The 20,956-nt window shown below is 64.2% G+C and carries 11 protein-coding genes; 4 read left to right on the top strand and 7 right to left on the bottom strand.

Annotated features, from left to right (window positions below):
- The first annotated feature begins 10 nt into the window (after positions 1–10).
- The gene (locus AB4Z42_RS06905) at positions 11–1,492 is read left to right on the top strand and encodes a Ni/Fe hydrogenase subunit alpha (protein ID WP_442008388.1); all 1,482 of its coding nucleotides are present in this window, start codon (positions 11–13) and stop codon (positions 1,490–1,492) included.
- A complete protein-coding gene (locus AB4Z42_RS06900; protein WP_442008387.1) occupies positions 1,489–1,971 on the top strand; it encodes a hydrogenase maturation protease in 483 nt (160 codons plus the stop codon). Before AB4Z42_RS06905 ends, AB4Z42_RS06900 begins: the two co-directional genes overlap by 4 nt.
- Here AB4Z42_RS06900 and AB4Z42_RS06895 read toward each other — a convergent pair.
- A complete protein-coding gene (locus AB4Z42_RS06895; RefSeq protein ID WP_442008386.1) occupies positions 1,962–3,728 on the bottom strand; it encodes an AMP-dependent synthetase/ligase in 1,767 nt (588 codons plus the stop codon). The two genes, AB4Z42_RS06900 and AB4Z42_RS06895, sit on opposite strands and share 10 nt — an antisense overlap.
- A 263-nt stretch (positions 3,729–3,991) precedes the next feature.
- Here AB4Z42_RS06895 and AB4Z42_RS06890 point away from each other — a divergent pair, with 263 nt between their 5' ends.
- Complete coding sequence (locus AB4Z42_RS06890; RefSeq protein ID WP_442008385.1) at positions 3,992–5,356, top strand: wax ester/triacylglycerol synthase domain-containing protein; 1,365 nt, start codon at positions 3,992–3,994, stop codon at positions 5,354–5,356.
- On the opposite strand, the gene AB4Z42_RS06885 is transcribed toward AB4Z42_RS06890, so the two are convergent.
- Entirely contained in the window at positions 5,305–7,257 is a 1,953-nt protein-coding gene (locus AB4Z42_RS06885; RefSeq protein WP_442008384.1) for a pyruvate kinase, read from the bottom strand. The genes AB4Z42_RS06890 and AB4Z42_RS06885 overlap by 52 nt on opposite strands.
- A 533-nt stretch (positions 7,258–7,790) precedes the next feature.
- On the opposite strand from AB4Z42_RS06885, the gene AB4Z42_RS06880 reads away from it, so the two are divergent.
- Positions 7,791–8,438: a DUF5994 family protein gene (locus AB4Z42_RS06880; protein ID WP_442008383.1), complete on the top strand. Its 648-nt coding sequence runs from the start codon at positions 7,791–7,793 to the stop codon at positions 8,436–8,438.
- A gap of 102 nt (positions 8,439–8,540) precedes the next feature.
- On the opposite strand, the gene AB4Z42_RS06875 is transcribed toward AB4Z42_RS06880, so the two are convergent.
- From AB4Z42_RS06875 to ppsA, 5 genes are read right to left on the bottom strand one after another with little or no spacing between them, the layout of a single operon-like run.
- Positions 8,541–9,551, bottom strand: coding sequence for a dihydroorotate dehydrogenase-like protein (locus AB4Z42_RS06875; protein ID WP_442008382.1), 1,011 nt, complete (start codon positions 9,549–9,551; stop codon positions 8,541–8,543).
- Entirely contained in the window at positions 9,551–13,123 is a 3,573-nt protein-coding gene (gene nifJ / locus AB4Z42_RS06870; RefSeq protein WP_442008381.1) for a pyruvate:ferredoxin (flavodoxin) oxidoreductase, read from the bottom strand. The genes AB4Z42_RS06875 and nifJ overlap by 1 nt, the downstream gene beginning before the upstream one ends.
- On the bottom strand, positions 13,120–14,751 hold the full coding sequence (locus tag AB4Z42_RS06865; protein ID WP_442008380.1) for an NAD(P)-binding protein: 1,632 nt from the start codon (positions 14,749–14,751) through the stop codon (positions 13,120–13,122). The genes nifJ and AB4Z42_RS06865 overlap by 4 nt, the downstream gene beginning before the upstream one ends.
- The gene (otsB, locus tag AB4Z42_RS06860; RefSeq protein WP_442008379.1) at positions 14,751–18,428 is read right to left on the bottom strand and encodes a trehalose-phosphatase; all 3,678 of its coding nucleotides are present in this window, start codon (positions 18,426–18,428) and stop codon (positions 14,751–14,753) included. The genes AB4Z42_RS06865 and otsB overlap by 1 nt, the downstream gene beginning before the upstream one ends.
- A complete protein-coding gene (gene ppsA / locus AB4Z42_RS06855; RefSeq protein WP_442008378.1) occupies positions 18,425–20,821 on the bottom strand; it encodes a phosphoenolpyruvate synthase in 2,397 nt (798 codons plus the stop codon). The genes otsB and ppsA overlap by 4 nt, the downstream gene beginning before the upstream one ends.
- Positions 20,822–20,956 lie beyond the last annotated feature (135 nt).

Below are 20,956 nucleotides of genomic sequence, written 5' to 3'. Positions count from 1 at the left end.
GAGGCTTCGCGTGAGCAGAAAACTGATCATCGATCCCGTCACCCGGATCGAGGGCCACGGCAAGGTCACCGTGTACCTCGACGACGATAACAACGTTGTCGATGCCAGGCTGCATGTTGTCGAGTTCCGAGGCTTCGAGAAGTTCGTTCAGGGCCACCCGTTCTGGGAGGCACCCATGCTGATGCAGCGGATTTGCGGAATCTGCTTCGTCAGCCACCATCTGTGCGGAGCCAAAGTCCTCGACGACATGATCGGCGTCGGCGTGAACACGGGAGGCGGAATAACACCGACGGCGGAGAAGATTCGCCGGCTCGGACACTACGCGCAGATGCTGCAGTCCCATGCGACGGCGTATTTCTATCTGGTCGTGCCCGAGATGATGTTCGGCATGGAGGCTGCGCCTGAACAGCGCAATCTCGTTGGCCTCATCCAAGCCGACCCGGCGTTGATGCGAAGAGTGATCATGCTGCGCAAGTGGGGGCAGGAGGTCATCAAGACCGTATTCGGCAGGAGAATGCACGGCATCAGCTCGGTGCCCGGAGGTGTCGACAAGAATCTGAGCCGCGCCGAATGCGACCGTCTGCTCAACGGCGAGGAGGGACTCCCGTCGATCGACGAGATCATCGACTACGCGCAGGACGGTCTTCGACTGTTCTACGAGTTCCACGAAAAGAACCGAAGCGCGGTGGACGACTTTGCGAACGTTCCCGCCCTCAACATGTCCCTGGTCGACGACGAAGGCAACGTGGACTACTACCACGGCATGCTGCGCATCGTCGACGGGGACAAGAACGTCGTCCGTGAGATCGATTATCACGACTACCTCGACCATTTTTCGGAAGCGGTCGAAGAATGGACGTACATGAAGTTCCCCTTCCTGAAGGATTTGGGGAGACAAGACGGCTCGGTCCGAGTGGGGCCGCTCGGACGGATGAATGTCACGAAATCGCTCCCGACACCGCGCGCTCAGGCGGCCCTCGAGCGCTTCCACGCGTACACCGGCGGTGTCGCGAATAACATGACGTTGCATACAAATTGGGCGCGGACCATCGAAGTTCTGCACGCCGCAGAGCTGATCGAAGGATTGTTGCGCGATCCTGATTTGCAGAACGAGGACCTGATTGTGACTCCCGCTGCCGACGCGTGGGTCGGTGAGGGCATCGGTGTCGTCGAAGCCCCGCGTGGGACGTTGCTCCATCACTATCGTGCCGGAGCCGGAGGCGACATCACCTTCGCCAACCTGATTGTGGCCACCACTCACAACAATCAGGTCATCAACCGCACGGTGCGCTCCGTGGCCGAGGACTATCTGGAGGGACGCGCGGTGATCACCGAGGCCATGATGAACGCCATCGAAGTCGGGATCCGTGCCTACGACCCATGTCTGAGCTGCGCGACACATGCCTTCGGGCAGATGCCGCTGATCGTCACCGTCCACGATCCCGCGGGAAACGTGATCAACGAACGTATCCGCTCGGCCTCCGTCTCATGAGACTTGACGACTTCGACGACGACTCCTGCCTGATCTACGGCATCGGCAACGTGGGTCGGCAGGACGACGGCTTGGGCTGGGCGTTCATCGATTGGCTTCAGGCCGAAGGACTCTGCTCAAGCGCAGAGTTACAACGCGGCTATCAGCTTCTGCTCGAGGACGCCGAACTGATCAGCAATAAGGAACGCGTGTTGTTCGTCGATGCCACCAAAGACACTTCTGTGGCGACGTTCTCACTGGAGCTCGCGGCGCCGCGAATGGACTTCAGCTTCACGTCGCACGCCATCTCGATCCCCGCGATCATGGCGACCTGCCTGCAGTGCTTCGAGCGCCTTCCGACAGTCCACGTCCTCGCGATCAGGGGATTCGAATTCGAGCTCGAATTGGGGCTGACGGAGGCGGCGCAGCAGAACCTGGATGAGGCGGCGGCCTATTTCTCGTCGGGATCGAATCGACGTTCGTGCGCCGCTCAGGTGTAGAGGGCATCGAGGATGTGCTTGTTCTGTTCGGCGACCACCGACCGTTTGACCTTCAGTGAAGGTGTCAGCTCACCGCCCTCGACGGATAGATCGTGCTCCAGCAGCGCCCATTTCTTGACGGTTTCCCATCGGTTGAGTTCGGCGTTGAGTGCATCGATGTGTCCGGCGATCATGTCGTGCACTGCGGGTGATTTGACCAGTTCCGCGTAGGTCACGCCGGTGAGACCGTTCTCGGCTGCCCACACAGACATCAGGTCGGCATCGAGGGCGATCAACGCCACGCAATAGTTGTGGGCCTCCCCGAACACCAAGAACTGACTGGCGTAGGGACACATTGCCATGAACTTCGCCTCGATGGCCGGTGGAGCGATGTATTTGCCACCGGACGTCTTGAAGATCTCTTTGATCCGGCCGGTGACGGTGAGGAACCCGTCGGTGTCGATCGTGCCCACGTCTCCGGTGCGCAGCCATCCGTCGTCGGTGAACGCGTCCGCCGTCTTGTCGGGCAGGTTGTGATAGCCGTCCATCACTGCGCCGCCCCGGATCTGGATCTCCCCTTGGTCGGCGCTGATGCGTAGCGACGTACCGTCGAAGGGCAAGCCAACGGTGCCCAGCTTGTAGTGATCGGGCCGGTTGATGCACGCCCCGGCCGTGGTCTCGGTCAAGCCGTACCCTTCCAGGATCAACAGCCCAGCCGCGTGGAACCACTCGCCGATGTCGCGGTTCAACGGTGCTGCGCCGGAGATGAAGAACCGGATACGCCCCCCGAATGCCTCACGCACCTTGCTGAACACCAGCCGGTCGAACAACCTGTGGAGCAAAGACATTGGCAACGGAACGGCCCGGCCGCCGCGCCGTCGGCGGTCCACCTCAAGTCCTACGGAGAACGCGGCCGCGAACAGCCGCGCCCGAAAGCCACCCTTGGCCTGCTGGGTGGTGACGATGCGAGCGTGCGCCTTTTCGAAGATGCGGGGTGCTGCCCCCATGAACGTCGGCCTGACGACCGCAAGGTTGTCGACGATCTTGTCCACGCGACCATCGATCGCGGTGACGAACCCGCACGCCAGCTGGGTGGTCACCAGGACTTTGCCGAACGCGTGCGCCATCGGCAACCACAACAACTGCAGATCGTCCGCGCCGAGGATGTTCAGTCCCGCGACTGCCGACCCCTCGTACGCCCAGACCGAATGCGGCAATCGCACGCCTTTGGGCCGTCCGGTGGTACCTGAGGTGTAGATCAAGGTCGCCAACTGCCCCGGGGTGATCGCGTCGCTACGTGCCTGCACCGCGGTCGGATGCTCGAGCAGATACTTCTCGCCCAACTTGTCCAGATCGGCCAGGGTGATCACCCAGTCGCTGTCGTCGGTGCCGTCCAACAGGACCACCTTGGTGATTTCGGGCAACTCGGCGCGGCGTTGGGTCAGCTTCGCCAGCTGCCCGGTGTCCTCGGCGAAGACGATGCGGCACTGCGAGTCGGCCAGGATGTAGGCGGTGTCGCCGGCGTTGGAGCTGGGATACACGGTGGTGGTGGCGGCCCCGGCACACATGATCGCCAGATCAGCCAGGATCCACTCGTATCGCGTGTTCGACGAGATACCGACCCGTTGCTCAGGCTCGATGCCAAGCGCCAGCAGTCCTGCCGCCAGCGCCTCGACGCGGTCCGCGGTGTGCCGCCAGGTCGCCGAGACCCATTCGCCGGAAACAAGATAACGGAAGGCCACCTTGTCCGCCGACGCCTGGACGCGGTCGCGAAACATCGAAGCCACATTCGTCGCGGTAACCATAGTGGATGTGAGGTTGCCATCAATAGTCATACGGGTTCGCTTGCTCCTACCCTTGCTGACCTCGACTCAACACCGCCGTCGGCTACGTGATAAGGGCCGAAAGACCTTTGGTGGCAGTGTCATGCTGCTTTGACGAGTGATGCTCTCGGCGGAACCGTGGGGCACAAAGTCCTCAGTTGCGCAGAGTGTGGTGACGTGTCGCGTCGCGGGACGTACGTTGACGTGTGGGAGCAAAAATGACTGAATTCATGCGCAGTACCGATGCATTCACCTGGGCGATGGAAAGCGATCCACGACTGCGATCGACCGTGGTCACTGTTCTGCTACTGGACAAGTCGCCGGACTGGGATGTGGTGCGCGACCGGGTCGACCTCGTCACGCGGAAACTGCCGATGTTCCGGCAATATGTGGTTGAGTCGCCACCTCCGGCGCCGCCACGGTGGGAAAGTGACGCGGACTTCGATCTCGACTTCCATATCCGGCGGATGGCAGCGCCTGTACCGGGCACCCTCGACGGCGTACTCGAGATCGCCAGGGTCGCCGCGATGGAGGACTTCGACCGGGCCCGCCCGTTGTGGACGGTCACGCTGATCGACGGCCTCGAGGGCGGAGGCGCGGCGGTGCTGTGCAAGTTCCATCACTCGCTGACCGATGGCGTCGGCGGCGTTCAGATCGGGATGACGCTGTTCGACCTGTCCGAACTGACCGGAGAATACGAGTCACTGCCGTCACCCCCGGCGGTGCGCCGGCCGCCGTGGTTGAGCGGATACCGAGACGTGCTCGGATACGATGCGGGACTCGTCGCATCGACGATGACGGGAGCCATCACGTCGGCCCCGAAACTGATCTACAACAGTGTCCGACACCCGCTGGACACCGTCGAATCCGCAACGGCCACAGCGGCTTCGATCTATCGAACCGTTCGACCAGTGAATAGCACCGGTTCTCCTCTGATGAAAGACCGGACCCTGACCCGTCGCCTCGGCGTGCATCAGGTGCCGATGCAGCAACTACGGGAATCTGCCCATCTCAGCGGGGGGGCGTTGAACGACGGGTTCGTCGCCGGATTTGCAGGCGGGTTGCGGCGGTACCACGAGAGGCACGGTGTGCCCGTGGGCGACCTACACCTGTCGATGCCGATTAGCCTGAGGGCCGAAGGAGACGAGATGGGTGGCAACCGGATCACGTTGATGCGGTTCGATGTGCCCGTCGGCATCGTCGATCCGGCAGAGCGGATCAGCGCCATCCACGAGCAGACCGGCAAGGTGCGCCATGAGCGATCCCTGCCCTATACCCAGTGGATTGCCGGTGCGCTCAATCTGATGCCCCGCTGGTACATCGGATCGATCCTGCGCCACGTGGACTTCCTTGCCAGCGATGTCCCCGGCGTCCCGGTACCGGTGTACCTCGGCGGCGCGCGGGTTCAGATGCAGTACGCGTTCGGCCCGACGATCGGCTCTGCGGTCAATGTCACGCTGCTCACCTATGTCGACACCTGTGCGCTTGGTATCGATGTCGACACTGGGGCGATACCCGACTACGACGTCTTCTACGAGTGCCTCGTCGAAGGTTTCGACGAAGTGCTGGCGATCGCGGGCTGAACGGTCACCAGGCCCGACTCGGTGTCAGGGTGCCATGAGTGAAGTGACGGCATGAGGGCGGTCTTCTTGTAGTGGTGGTCCACCATTCGCGCAAGGATGCTGTCGAGCGCGACGACGGCGTCGTCGATATGAGGACCCTTGTTCAGCATCACGCACTCGGCCCGCTCACTCATGGCCGCATCACTTATCTCGGCGCGGGATGGATGCCCTGTCTGGGCTAACTGCTCGAGGACTTGGGTCGCCCAAATGACCGGGAGGTGCGCGGCCTCGCACAGCCACAGGATCTCCTCCTGCAACTCGGCCAGTCGTTCGTAGCCACACTCGACGGCAAGATCACCTCTTGCGATCATCACCCCGACACGCGGGCGCTGCATGACCGTGAGCAATAGTTGCGGAAGCTGTTCGAATGCTTGCCGGGTTTCGATCTTCAGCACGATTCCTACCGACTCATTCCCGAGACGGTCCAATTCGTCGAGCAATCGTGAAACATCGGAAGGGTCTCGCACGAAGGACATCTCGACCAGGTCAGCGAGTTCCACCACCGTCGATAGGTCCGAAGCGTCTTTTTCGGTGAGGGCGGAGATCGGCAGTCTCGCATCCGGCACATTCACACCCTTGCCCGCACGAAGCCGGGACCCCCCATCTGCGGCGTGGTCGATCCGCAATCCCAGCGCATCGGGGCCAACGCGGACTATCTCGCCGCTGATCCGGCCGTCGTCGAGAAATACCTTCTCACCCAGGCGTGCGCAGTCGAAGATTTCGGGCAGGGTGCAGCCTATGGACGGCAGGCGCCCGGACTCCACCGGTGCGGGCGAGCAGTCCTTCGTCAGCTCGAGAATGTCACCAACGTGCAGAACGAGCCGCTGCTCGCATCGGGGGAGTTCGCCGACGTGTGTTGGATCGTCGGCGCCCCTGACGTTCAGAGTGGTCCCGGTCGCAAGGTAGGTGGTCTTCTGGGCCGTCACTACGAAACCGCTGCGGTCGCCAGTTGATTGAGTTCCGCTCTTCAGTTCCAGCCGCCGCCTCGACCCTCGAGTGTCGTGCAGTTGCAGGACGTCGCCATGGCATCGGCGGCCAAGCCACTCTCCGGGCACTTTGATCGACGACATTCCGGCTTCTGGTGGCTCGAGCGGGTCCTCCGACGACGTCAGCCAGGCCCGTGCCGGGCTGGTTACCTGTCCGAGCGCGTTCCTGATCGGTCGGAGCTTTACACAACGTGGACCGAGTTCCAGCGGTCCGGTTCGGATCTTGGGGCCTGCAAGGTCCATCGCGATGACGCAACTCCGCCCCGTGGCCGCCGTGGCCTCGCGTACGTGCCGTGCCATGGAACGCCAGGCCTCGGCACTGTCGTGTGCACAGTTGATACGCGCGACGTTCATGCCTCGTTCCACCAACCGCCGGACCATCGCTGGATCAGTGGCGGCTGCGGAGGGCAGCGTGACCATGATGCGTGTCACTCGGGCCTCTGGGTCGGGTCCCAGCAGCTTCTGCGTCGCGATCCGGAGTAGGTCGTCGCCTTGGGCGGCGGTCGAACCGGCTGGGAACGGATTCGGAAGACCTTCGCCGAGCATGGCGCCGATGGCCGATTTGACCGAGACGAGCGTTGCCTCGACGTGCGGCTCGCTTCGGCCCAACGAGGAGAGCCCGTACGATGAAAGGCGATACTGCAAGTCGCGAAGGTCGCGTTGACGAAGTGACCAGTAGTGAACCATGTTTCGTGCACTCGCCCGATGGACGCTTGCGACGTCCGCGAGCCTGCGAGACCACGTGCACTCGGCACGGGACAACTGGTTGAGTAGTTCGTCCACATCGTCGCGCAGTTGAATCAACGGGCGCCTCGCACTGTCGTAGTCGGCCTGCAAACCCCGCACCGTGATCTCCTTCGAATGATGCCGTGCCATCGTTCGTGACGGTCTGCGGCCCCGGATGCAACTGTAGGAAGTCTGGGCACTGGAGGTTAGAGTCGTTGTGCCCTAAGGGCAGTGAGTGAAATTGCGTTCTGGTGAACAATGAGTGAACGTAGACGTTGTAGCGCCCGGTTTGGCTGAATTTGACGACTCTCGAGGTGCCGTTCACCCCGGACGGGAGCACGCCGATACCGCGACGTCAATAGCGAAAAGTAAACCCACACAGCATATTCAACGGATGTTCGTCTCTGCTTAACCCATCGCGAGGCGGCATCGACGATGGTTGGGCGCAAGCGTAATCGCCACATAGATTTGCGCATCTATATGAGAACTCATGCAGCACAACGTATTTAGATATGCGTCAGAAGTGGGGGCAATTGCGCGCAGGTCGAAGTGAGGCGTCCGTCACGGTCGGCTGCGAGGTTCGTGTGACCAAAGGCCGTAGTGCGCTTGACCGACGTGCGTGCATTCTGGGCCGGTGCGCGACGACCGCACGGGTCGAAGGCACCAGAGGAAGGGAATTAGTGATGCAGGACCATCTGCAGGTCAGTGAGCGCGGTTCCGATGCCATTCATGGCCGCCGCGTGCGCCTCACGTCGCACCGAGGTGGTACGGCGGCCGTGGACGGAGCCTGGTGGCCGTATTCTCGCGAACTGGTCTCCGAGCTGCCTGAACTGCTGGCCTCATTGGGCGATCGCCTGGGGCCACTCGTTGGCGTCGGGTACCGCCGCGACGACTGGACGGATACCCCGCCAGCCACTCTGATCGACGGCCGTACGGTGGACTTACTGGGATTCGACGGCGCCGAGGCGCCCAGCGTCATTCTGATCGGAAATGACGGCCACCACGTCACGTTAGCTATCGTCGCTCCCGAAGTCGGCGAGCGGGTGGCCCGCCAGGTACTGGACGCCGTGCCCGTAGGGGGAGCGGGCGTTGCGGGTAGCGCTCGTGAGGCAACTGCCGCACGATTCACGACCGATGTTGCGCGCCGATTGGCGGCACACGAAGGTCTCGATGACGACGAGCGCACCGCACAGATCCGGCGCTGGTGCGACCAGGCTGCCACTCAGTTCGCGACGGCCCGAGTCCAGAGTTTTGTGCCGATTCTCGTCGAGCACATCGTCCACGAGCAGATGCTGCGGACGCGCTCGCAGAATCATTCGCAATCGAGCTGACGACAGTCGGATTGGCAACATTGCAGAATGGGTCGGGGTGCCCACAGCTGAGCAGAGTCGGCCGCTGGACCAGCCGCGCATTTATCCGGCGAATTCCATGTGTCACCACGACCCGACATCGGCGCTGTTGGCCCGCCGCAGTGCGCTGACGTAGTCATCGCGTTCGCGGGCGGTTTCGTCAGCTCCGATGGGGACAGCAAGCAGTCCACGAAAGTCGTCGATCGTGGCGTATCCCTTGCGCCGCATCCATCGGCACAAACCGTCGAGCATCACGGCAGCGTAGTCGGGGCCGTGACGCAGGAGTGCTGACGCCGTCATCACGACATCCGCGCCGGCGAGAAGGTACTTGATCAATTCCTTGGACCCCTCGACGCCCGTCGTCGCGGCAAGAGAAGCGCCAATGCGTCCGTGCAGAAGGGTAATCCACGTCAAAGGCAGCCGCGCCTCACCCGCTCGCGACAACGATGTCCCCGGCGCCACCGCGAGCGTGTCAGTGTCGATGTCAGGCTGAAGGAACCGGTTGAACAGCACCAACCCGTCCGCACCGGCCAGGTCCAGGCGACGTGCCATTTCCGCGGTCGCGCTGAAGTAGGGGCTGAGCTTCACAGCGACCGGAACGGTCACTGCGTCCTTGACCCGCTCCAGGATGTCGATGTGACGCTGTTCGACGTCGCGGCCGCTGACGTGCGGATCGCCCGGTAGATAGTAGATGTTCAATTCGACGGCGGCTGCGCCGCAATCCTGCATCGATCTCGCGTATCCAGCCCAATTGCCGGGCGTGCTGCCGTTGATGCTGCCGATCACGGGAACCGAGACCGCGGCGGCAGCGCGTTCGAGCAGGCTCAGGTAGCTGCGCGGGCCGTGGTCCTCGTCGGCCGTCGCGGGGAAGTACGTCAGCGACTCGGGGTAGCTCTCCGTGCCGGCGCCGGCCATCCGCGCATTTTGTTCTGCCTCGCGCCGGACCTGCTCCTCGAACAGCGAATAGAGCACCACCGCACCGACTCCGGCGTCGGCCAGGCGCCGGACACCGTCGACGGTCTTCGATAGTGGGGACGCCGACGCGATGAGCGGGTTGGGCAGGTCCAGGCCCAGATAGCGAGTTGACAGTTCCATCATTGCTCCTTGCGGGCGTCAGGGTGAAAGTGCTCTGGACCGCGGGAGGCCATCTCCTCGTAGACGTTCCACCGCTGTTCGATTGCCTGCTCTGCCAGGCCGAGTAGCCGTTCGCCTTCGACGGGATCGGAGTTGGCCAGCGAGCGGTAGCGCAGTTCCCGATACACGTAGTCGGCAAGGGGAATCCGCGGTCGGTGCGAATCGAGCAGGAAGGGATTGTTCCCCGCGGTGTGCAGTACCGGGTCGTAGCGGAGCAGAGGCCAGTGACCGCTGGCGACGGCCCGGTATTGCTGGTCCATCCCGAGTCGCATGTCGATGCCGTGCGCAATGCACTGGCTGTAGGCGATGATCAGCGACGGGCCGTCGTAGGCCTCCGCTTCGCGGAATGCCTGCAGGGTCTGCTGCGGGTCGGCGCCCATCGCGACCTTCGCGACATAGACGCTTCCGTAGGCGATCGCCTGCAGCGCAAGGTCTTTCTTCGGCACTGTCTTGCCCGCGGCGGCGAACTTGGCGACCGCGCCCAGCGGAGTCGACTTGGAACTCTGGCCGCCGGTGTTCGAGTACACCTCGGTGTCGAGCACCAGCACGTTGACGTTGCGTCCGGTCGCCAACACGTGGTCGAGCCCGCCGGATCCGATATCGTACGCCCAACCGTCGCCGCCGACAATCCACACGCTGCGCCGCACCAGCTGGTCCACCACGCTGAGCAGGTCAGCGGTGACAGCCGGATCAAGGCCGCCGAGGCGGTGTTTCAGCTCGGTCACCCGCTCGCTTTGCGCAGCCAACTCCGACTCCCGCAGCTGGGGCGCCGCCAGGATGTCGTCGACGAGATCGGCGCCGAGCGCGCCGCGCAGTTCACCGAGTCGCCGCCGAGCAAGTTGAACATGCACGTCGCTGGCCAAGCGCAGTCCGAGCCCGAACTCGGCGTTGTCCTCGAACAGGGAGTTCGACCAGGCTGGGCCCCGCCCGTCGGCGTTGGTGGTCCAGGGCGTGGTTGGCAGGCTGCCGCCGTAGATGGACGAGCATCCGGTCGCGTTGGCGACCATGAGCCGGTCTCCGAATAGCTGGGAGAGCAGTTTGAGGTACGGAGTCTCGCCGCAACCCGCGCACGCTCCGGAGAACTCGAAAAGCGGCTCAAGAAACTGGGTTCCACGCACTGTGCCGAAGTCCACCCGCGAACGGTCATTGGTAGGTAGGGACTCGAAGAAATCGATGTTCTTGCGCTCGGTGACCACCCGCGGCTCGGCGGGACCGAGGTTGATCGCCTTGGTGACGGCGGGGCCGGGAATGACGACCGGGCAGGCCTCGACGCATAAGCCGCAGCCCGTACAGTCCTCGACGTACACCTGCAGCGAGAACCGGGCGTTGGGCAGGCCGACGGCGTCTAGCGGCGCGGAGTCGAACTCCTCCGGCGCTCCGGTCAGTTGTGACTCGTCATAGAACTTGGATCGGATCACACTGTGCGGGCACACGAACGCGCAGTTGCCGCACTGGATGCAGCTGTCCGGATCCCACACCGCCACCAGGTCGGAAATGTTGCGTTTCTCGTAGGCCGTCGTGCCGCTCGGGTAGGTGCCGTCCACCGGAAGTGCGCTGACCGGCAGTAGGTTTCCGCGTCCGGCCATCATTTCCGCGGTCACGGTGCGGACGAAATCCGGCGCGGACTCCGGCACCATCGGTTGCGGTTCGCGGACGGAGGTGACCTGCGCGGGCACGTCGATCCGGTGCAGGCCGGCGAGGGCGCCGTCCACTGCGGCCAGCTCTTTGGCCAGCACGTCCGCGCCGCGGTTTCCGTATGTCTTCTCCACCGATTCCTTGATCCTGGCGATGGCACGCTCGTGGGGCAGCACGTCCGAGATCGCGAAGAAACAGGTCTGCAGGACAATGTTGATGCGGCCGGCCAGCCCGGCTTCGCGCGCGATCCGGTCGGCGTCGACGGTGTAGAGCGTGACCCGCTTGTCCAGGATCTGTTCCTGGACAAGCCGAGGCAATGCCTCCCAGACCTTTGCGGAAGGCAGTCGGCAGTTCAGCAGCAGCTTTGCGCCGGGGGCAGCCCGACCGAGCACATCGATCTTGTCGAGGAACCGGAACTGATGGCAGCCAACGAAATTAGCTCCGGTCACCAGGTAAGGAGCCCGGATGGGATGCGGCCCGAAGCGCAGGTGCGACTCGGTCTGCGACCCCGACTTCTTCGAGTCGTAGACGAAGTAGGCCTGGGCGTGCAGACCTTCTTCGGATCCGAGGATCTTGATCGTATTCTTGTTCGCCCCGACCGTACCGTCCGAACCCAGCCCGAAGAAGATCGCGCCGACGGTATCCGGCGACTCGATACCGAACGACGGGTCGTAATCGATGCTGGACCCGGAGACGTCGTCGTCGATACCGATGGTGAACCGTCGCTGCGGCTGCTCGCGGGCGAGTTCGGCGAACACGCCGGCAACCATGGCGGGGGTGAACTCCTTGGAGGACAGGCCGTAGCGCCCCCCGGTCACCCGCGGCATGACAGGCCTCTCTCCGTCGGCGTGGGCCTCGGCCAGCGCCGCGACGACGTCCAGATACAGTGGCTCACCGATCGAACCGGGCTCCTTGGTGCGGTCCAGCACACCGACCGTACGCACCGACGTCGGCAATGCGTCTAGGAGTGCTCGCGTGGGGAACGGCCGGTACAACCGCACCTGCACCACGCCGACCCGTTCGCCGCGTTCGACGAGTGCGTCCACGGTCTGCTTGACCGTCTCGGCACCCGAACCCATCAGCACCAGAACGTGTTCCGCCTCGGGGTGGCCCTCGTAGTCGACGATGTGCATCGTCCGGCCGGTGCGTTCGCCGAGCCGGGCCATCAGGTTCTCGACCACATCAGGAACCCGCGCGTAGAACGGGTTGACCGTTTCCCTGGCCTGGAAGTAAATGTCCGGGTTCTGGGCGGTGCCGCGGATGAACGGCCGTTCGGGGGTCAGTGCCCGCCCGCGGTGTGCCCGGACCAACTCTTCGGGAACCAGGGCACGCAGGTCGTCGTCGGAGAGAGTCTCAATCGTGTTGATTTCGTGGGAGGTTCGGAATCCGTCGAAGAAGTGCACGAACGGTATCCTGCTGGCAAGCGTGGCCGCCTGCGCGACGAGCGCCAGGTCGTGCGCCTCCTGTACCGACGCCGACCCGAGCAGTGCGAACCCCGTCTGCCGCACGGCCATCACATCCGAATGGTCTCCGAAGATCGACAATCCCTGTGCTGCAATCGATCTGGCGGCCACGTTGATGACGGCCGAGGTCAGTTCGCCGGCGATCTTGTACATGTTGGGAATCATCAGCAGCAGGCCCTGCGACGAGGTGAAGGTCGTCGTCAGCGCGCCGCTCTGCAGGGCGCCGTGTAGGGCGCCCGCCGCTCCACCCTCGCTTTGCATCTCGACCACCGTCGGCACGGTGCCCCACGCGTTGGGCCGCTGCGCGCAGGACCATTCGTCGGCCAACTCGGCCATCGGCGACGACGGTGTGATCGGGTAGATGCAACACACCTCGTTGAGCCGGTAGGCGACCGAAACGCATGCCTCGTTGCCGTCCACCGTGGCACGGGTCATTTCGGCTCCGGAAACATCTCGATGGCGTGAACCGGGCACTGATCGAAGCACTCCGCGCAGCCGGTGCATCGGTCGTAGTCGAACTCGTATCGGTGCCCAACCCCGAGTTTTATCACCGCGTCTTCGGGGCACGCGGCGAGGCAACCGTCGCATTCGAAGCAGTTTCCGCAGGAGAGGCAACGCCCCGCCTCGTAGGTCGCTTCCTCGTCGGAAAGTCCGCCGATCACTTCCGCGAAAGATTCGACGCGTTCCGCGGGCTCGAGTTGCGGCTGCCGACGTTGTGCAGCGTCACCGAAGTACCAGAGGTTCAGCGCATCGAACGTCACCGTCGGGTGTTTCGGCTGTCGTTCGGCCTGCGCGCCGCGCAGCCAGGCGTCGATGTGATGAGCCGCCTTCTTCCCGTGTCCGACGCCGACGGTGACCGTGCGCTCACTGGGTACCATGTCGCCACCGGCGAACACCCCGGGACAGCCCGTCATTAGCGACGCCGAGACGCGAACGCTGCCGTCGGCGTCGAACTCCACCCCCGGCAGGGTCCGCATAAAGGCCGATTCCGTTTCCTGGCCGATCGCCATGATCAGGGTGTCGGCGGACAGTGTCTCGAAACGCCCGGTCGGCCGCGGGTGGCCCGAATCGTCGAGTTCCATGACCTCGACCTGCAATTCGGGGCCGTCGAATGCCGTTATCGTCCGCAGCCAGTTGATCCGGATGCCCTCACGTTCGGCATCCTGGGCTTCCTCGGGGTGGGCGGGCATCTGGTCGCGGGTGCGGCGGTAGACGATCACCGCGTCCTCGGCGCCGAGGCGTCGGGCCACGCGGGCCGCGTCCATCGCGGTGTTGCCACCGCCGTAAACCGCGACATGCCGTCCTATGACCGGCTTCTGGCCCGAGGCGACGCTGCGTAGGAACGACACCGCATCCACCATCGTGCCTGCATCGCGGGTCGGGATGTCGACCCGTTTGGCCAGATGTGCGCCGATGGCGACGAACACCGCGTCGAAGCCGCCCTCGTCTCGCTCGGCCGCGAGGTCATCGACCCGATGGTTACAGGTCAGCCGCACGCCCATCTCCGCCACCCGGTTCAGTTCGTCGTCCAGCACGTCCCGGGGAAGTCGGTAGCTCGGGATGCCGTACCGCATCATCCCGCCGGGCACGGCACCTGCGTCGCGGATCTCGACTTCGTGGCCCATGCGCGCCAAATGGTAGGCGGCGGACAGTCCGCTCGGCCCCGCGCCGATGACCAGGACCCGCTTACCGGTTCGGGTGGGCGGTGGCTCGAACACCCAGCCGCGCTCCCGGGCCAGATCGCCGAGGAACCGTTCCACCGAATGGATCGACACCGAGGTGTCGAGATGGGCACGGTTGCAAACGGTTTCACACGGGTGATAACACACCCGACCGTGAATCGCGGCGAAGGGGTTGTCGGTGACGAGTTGGCGCCACGCGGCTTCGTGCCGACCGGCGGTGGCGTGCGCCAGCCAGGCCTGGATGTTCTCCCCGGCCGGGCACCCGGCATTACAGGGCGGGAGCAGATCGAGGTAGACGGGCCGGTGCTCGCGCACCGGACCTGCCCGGGCATACCCGTGGCTCAGGTCCGGGAGCGGGGTGACGTCTCTGGAATCAGCCATCAGCCCGGGAATCGGACGGTGGTGCCGGGCATCAGCTCAACGACGCGACCGTGGCATTCCACTTCGATCCCGGCCGCGTCGCGTGGATCGACGCTGATGATCACGCCTTTACCACTGACGCGCAGGTGCAGGTGCAGCCCGCGATAGTGAATCGGAATAGCCAGCACGCCAAGGTGTTCCGGCCAGTACGGGGACAGGATGATCCGGTTGGACCGGGTCTCCAGACCGGTGAAGCAGCGCTGCATGAGGTCGACCGTGCCGGCCATGGCCGCTAAGTGGATTCCCTCTGAAGTGGTGCCGCCCTGAATGTCGGACACGTCGGACTTCAGCGCCTGGGTGAAGAACTCCATGGCCCGGTCGCGGTTGGCTCTGGCCAGCACCCAGGTGTGCACGACACCACTGAGCGTCGACCCGTGCGAGGTGCGGGCCAGGTAGTAGTCCACCATCTTCGGCACCTGCTCCGGCGCGAAGCGATAGCCGAGCCGGGCGAGCAGCTCACGCAGCTCGTCAGCCGACAGCAGATAGAGCAGCATCAGCGCGTCGGCCTGCTTGGACGCCTTGTAGCGGTTCACGTCGTCGTCCTCGGCCTCCAGGATGCGGTCCAGCCGTTGAATGTTGCCGTACCGGCTGCGGAGGCGGTCCCAATCCAGATCCGCCAGATCGCCATAACCTTCGAACTGGCTGATCACACCGTCGTGGAACGGGACGAACATTCGTCGACTGACGTCGTTCCAGTGCGCGAGCTCGGCACTGTGCAGGCCGAGCGTCTCCATCAGATCGAGGCGGTTCGGTAGCGGCAGCAGGTTCAGCGCGTCGAGGGCGCGCATGATCACCCAGACCGCCATGACGTTGGTGTACGCGTTGTTGTCGATGCCGTCGTACGGGGCGTCGGGGTAGCCGGAATGGAACTCGTCGGGGCCGATGACGCCCTTGATGCCGAAGCGTGCGCGCTCGTCGTCGTAGGTGGCCAGGCCGACGAAGAACCGTGCGATCTCGGCCAGCAGTTCCGCGCCGTAGTCGATCAGGTACGCGAGGTCGCCGGTGACCTGATAGAACTTCCACGCGTTGTAGGCGACCGCGATACCGATGTGGTGCGCGCGGGCGCTGGCATCGGGGTTCCAGTGGCCGCTGCGCGGATTTAGGTGCAGCCGTTGACTTTCCTCGCGACCGTCGCTGCCGGACTGCCAGGGAAACATCGCGCCCGAATGGCCTGCTGCGCGGGCGGCGTGCCTGGCTTCCGGCAGCCGCCGGTAGCGGTAGGCGAGCAGCGACCGGGTGACCGTCGGGATCCGCAGGTTGAGCACCGGGAAGATGAACAACTCGTCCCAGAAGATATGGCCGCGATACGCCTCGCCATGCAGTCCGCGGGCCGGCACCCCGGCGTCGAGGTCGGCGGTGTTCGGTGACACCGTCTGCAGCAGGTGCAGCAGATGCAGCCGCAGAATCCGCACTTCGTCGGTGAAGTCGTCGAATTCGATGGACAACCGCTCCCACAGATGCGTCCAGGCGGTCAGATGTCCGTCGAGCAGTTCGGCGAAGCCGCCGAGCCTGCCGACCCAACGCTGCGCATCGATGCCGGGTTCGGAGGTGGCCACGTCCCGGCCCGTGTAGACGGTCACGACCTTCTCGATCGTCACCGACTCACCGGCCGACAGCTTTACCGCGATGTCGTGACCGATCTCCGCGTCCTGCTCGAACAACGCGAAGACCGCCGGGACGGGCTCACCGTCGCGCAGCGCGGTGTTGCGCGCGGCCATCGCGATGGGGATGTGGGACTGGTTGGTCTGCACGGTCAGCAGGACTGAGTTGTTCGAGATTTCGCGGGTGACCGGCGACCCCAGATGCTCGCTGGCCAGGTCGCGGTAGCGCTCGACGAGTGAGTTCGTCACGTTGCCGTCCACCGTTGAGCGGAACTCGATCGTTCCCGACCAGTCGTCGGCGACGACCGTCGTCTCGAGGGCGCCGACGTGGGGCAGGTGCATCGCCACGAACCGTCGTTGTCTCAGGGAGCTCGTCCGGCCTGCGTCGTCGCGGAAGCGCACCTCCCGATGCAGCACGGCGCCGCGAAGATCGAGCGTCTGCCGGTGGGACAGCACGGTGACCGCGTCGATGTCGAACCAGCTGCCGCCGTCGATGCGAAAGGTCAACGAGAGCCAGTTCGGCAGATTGACGAGACTCTCGTTGTCTATCTCGGTCCCCGACACGTTGTCGACGAGCCGGTTGAACACCCCGGCCGCGTAGGTGCCCGGGTAGTGCACCTGCCCGGCCTTCGACTCGGGCGCTGCTCCCCGGGTGGCGAAGTAGCCGTTTCCCAACGTGCACAACGCCTCACGGAGCTTCTCGTCCTGCGGATCGTATCCGTCGAAGACGTAATCCCACGCCTCACCTGAGACCCGATGCTTGTACGCAAGCCATCGCGATCCGCGCCGAAGGATCTCGCAGACTTGGTCAGGACTCCGAAGGGCAAAGTGGGCAGCCGTCTTGCGGTCCCCGTCCTCGTCGTGCCCCACGACGATCCCGATGCCGTCGAATTTGATCGCGTCGAAGGCGTCTTCGTCGGTGAGGTCGTCACCGATGTAGATCGGCAGCAGTGAACCGGAAGGGTCGATGCGGTCGCGAATCCAGGCCAGGGTTGTCCCCTTGTCCCAATCGAGGTCGGGCCGCAACTCGACGAGCATGCGCCCGTTGGTCACCCGCAGTCCTGCCCGCTGTCCGAGTTTGTGCGTGGTAGAGACGATCTCGCCGACACGCTCCGCTGCGACCTCGCGGTAGTGAACCGCCACGGCGAAGCGCTTGTGCTCGACTCGGACTCCCGGAATCAGCGCCAGGTTCTGGCTCAGTTCGGCGGCGGCGCGCTCGAGGATGGGTACGAACACGGCCGCGGCTTCGTTCTGGTGATATGTGCCGTCTGGTCCGGTCAGCTCGAAGCCGTGACTGCCCGCATACCAGATGCCCGGTATGTCCACCCGGCCGCGGATGTCCGCAAGGTCGCGACCGCTCAGGATGGCCACTGGGCAAACCGCCGCGACGTTTTCCAGCGCATCGGCCGCACCGTCGACGAGCGCGGCCGCGTCGGGATCGGAAACGATCGGGGACAGCGTGCCGTCATAGTCCAGGAACAACATCGACTCACGGGCACTGGTGATGCCGATCAGCTGGCCGTAGGACGTCAGCGCATTCGGGAGTTCGGAAATGCGTCTGGCGCCCGTTCGCACGGCGACATCGGCCAAGTCGGCGAGCACGACGTCGGCGCCGGCGCGCGCCAGCTCGTCGGCACGCCCGGTTCCGTCGATGCCGATGACGAGCGCGAACCCGCCGTCACGGCCGGCCGCCACTCCTGCGGCGGAGTTCTCGAGTACCACGCAGCGTTGCGGTCGCGCGCCGAGTTGCCGGGTCGCCTCCAAGAGCACTGCGGGATCAGGTGTCTCGGCTGTCCCACGTTCGCCGGTAACCCCGTCGATGCAGGCGCCGAACAGGTCACCGATGCCAGCCGCTGTCAATGCCTGCTGGCAACGCGGGCTCGACGAATAGGCAGCGGTAGCGATGCCGATGCTCTGCAACTTCTTGGCCAGGTCGACCGTCGCACCGACGAGCGGCACGTCGCGGGCAAGTTCACCGTCGAGATCGAAAAGCACCGCATCGTGATACCGCGGATCGATGGTGATCGGCAGCTTCATGGCGTCGGCACGAGCTGTCGTTCCAATTCCAGGACCTGGCGAGTGGTCTTCACCACCGTGTCGGGGTTCAGGCTCATCGAGTCGATCCCGAGCCGGACCAGGAACTCGGCCATGTCCGGGTAGTCCGAGGGCGCTTGTCCGCACAGCCCCGAGTGAATTCCGTTGCGGCGACAGCCTTCGACGGCAAGCCGGATCATCTCTTTGACGCCCTCGTCGCGTTCGTCGTAGTCGAACGCCACGATTTCGCTGTCGCGATCGACTCCCAGGGTGAGCTGAGTCAGGTCGTTGGATCCGATCGAAAAGCCGTCGAAGCGCTTGGCAAAATCGTCGATCAGGATCACGTTGTTCGGGATCTCGCACATCGCGTACACCTTGAGCCCGTTCTCGCCGCGTCGGAGACCGAGGTCGGCCATCGTCTCGAGGACGAGGTCCGCCTCGGCGATTCGACGCACGAACGGAAGCATGAGAATGACATTGGTCAGGCCCATCTCATCGCGCACGCGCCGCATCGCTCGGCATTCCAGCGCGAAACCCTCGGCGTAGGCCGGGTGCGCATACCGTGAGGCACCGCGGAAGCCGATCATCGGATTGCTCTCGGACGGCTCGAAAGCCTGTCCGCCGAGCAGGCTCGCGTACTCGTTCGACTTGAAGTCCGACATCCGCACCACCACGGGCTTGGGCCAGAAGGCTGCGGCGATCGTGCCGATGCCCTCGGAGAGGCGTTCCACGAAGAACGCGCTCCCATCCGGGTAGCCCGCAGTGAGTCGATCGATCGTCCTGCGGTCCTCGGGATCGTCGACCTTCTCCGGATGTAGCAGGGCGAGCGGGTGGACCTTGATGTACTCGCTGATGATGAACTCCATCCGGGCGAGTCCGACACCGTCGTTGGGCAGGAATGACGTCTTGAAAGCCAGGTCGGGATTACCCAGATTGAGCATGATCTGCGTGCGTGGGCGCTCGACGTCGCCGACCTCGGTGCGATCCACGTGGAATCCCACCGCGCCCTTGTACACCCGGCCGGAGTCACCCTCCGCGCACGACACTGTCACGACTTGGCCGTCGGGCACGGTGGTGGTCGCGTCACCGGTACCGACCACCGCGGGGATACCGAGTTCACGGGCGATGATCGACGCGTGGCAGGTGCGACCACCACGATTGGTGACGATCGCCGCCGCGGTCTTCATGACCGGTTCCCAGTCTGGTGTGGTGGTGTCGGCGACCAGCACCTGACCGGGCTTGAATTCCGCTAGGTGCGTGAGGTTCTCGATTCGCTTCACCGCACCCGAGGCGATCCGCTCGCCTACCGAGCGGCCTTCGGTCAGTATCTCGCCGCGGCCTTCGAGCACATACGTCTCGAGTGCCGTCACGCTGTGCTGGGAGGCCACCGTCTCGGGGCGGGCCTGGACGATATAGAGCTTTCCATCGATCCCGTCCTTGGCCCACTCCATGTCCATCGGCCTGCCGTAATGCTGCTCGATCGCACACGCGTAGCCGGCCAGCTCCAGAACGTCGGAGTCGGTGAGGCAGAAGCGGGCGCGGTCGGCCTTCGGGGTCGGGATGTTTCGCGTCGTGTTCTTCGTCTCGCCCTCGACGAGGATCATCTTCACGGCCTTGTCGCCGAGCAGGCGGCGCAACACGGTGCGATGACCGGCTAGATAGGTCGGCTTGTGGACATAGAACTCGTCGGGGTCGACGGCGCCCTGGACTATGTTCTCGCCGAGGCCGTAAGCGCCTGTAACGAACACGGCGTCACGGAAGCCCGACTCGGTGTCGAGGGAGAACATCACACCGGACGATGAGATGTCAGAGCGCACCATCTTCATCACGCCGATCGAGAGCGAGACCTTGAAGTGGTCGAAACCCTGGTCGATCCGGTAGTGAATGGCGCGATCGGTGAAGAGACTGGCGAAACACCGGCGGCAGGTGTCGAGCAGACTCTCGTCGCCCTTGATGTTGAGGTACGAATCCTGCTGGCCGGCGAAGCTGGCCGTCGGCAGATCCTCGGCAGTCGCCGAGCTCCGGACCGCGAGGCTGACGTCTTCGCCGTACTCCTTCTGGAGGGAGCGGTAGGCCTCCAATATCTGGGCTGCAAGGTCATCGGGAAGGCCTGCACCGTATACGATCTCTCTGGCGTGCTTGGCTTTTCGTGCCAGCGCCGCCACATCGGCAGGGTCGATGTCGTCGAGTTCGGCGTGCAACCGGTCCCAGGCGCCGGCCTTGTCCAACATGTGCCGATAGGCCGCAGCGGTGATGGCGAACCCGTGCGGGATGCGGACATTCTGGCTGGACAGCTTCCGGAACATCTCGCCCAGCGAGGCGTTCTTGCCGCCGACGAGCGGCACGTCCTCGATACCGATCTCCTCAAAAAAGCTGACGTACCCGGACGTACTCATGATTGTCCTCTCGTAGCGTTGTCAAGCAGTGGCGACCCACCCGGAGTCGATGCACCACAACGCCGTATTCGTCGCACATGCCAACCTCCCATAGCGGGGTGCGGGGGACACAGGGCCGAAGGTCATCCGATGGTG

Origin of the sequence: Mycobacterium sp. 2YAF39 (genome assembly GCF_052114565.1) — a bacterium.
In the GTDB taxonomy this organism is placed as follows: Bacteria; Actinomycetota; Actinomycetes; order Mycobacteriales; family Mycobacteriaceae; genus Mycobacterium.
The sequence above is the reverse complement of the archived record's forward strand: the minus strand, read 5'-3'. Positions and strand labels throughout refer to the sequence as shown.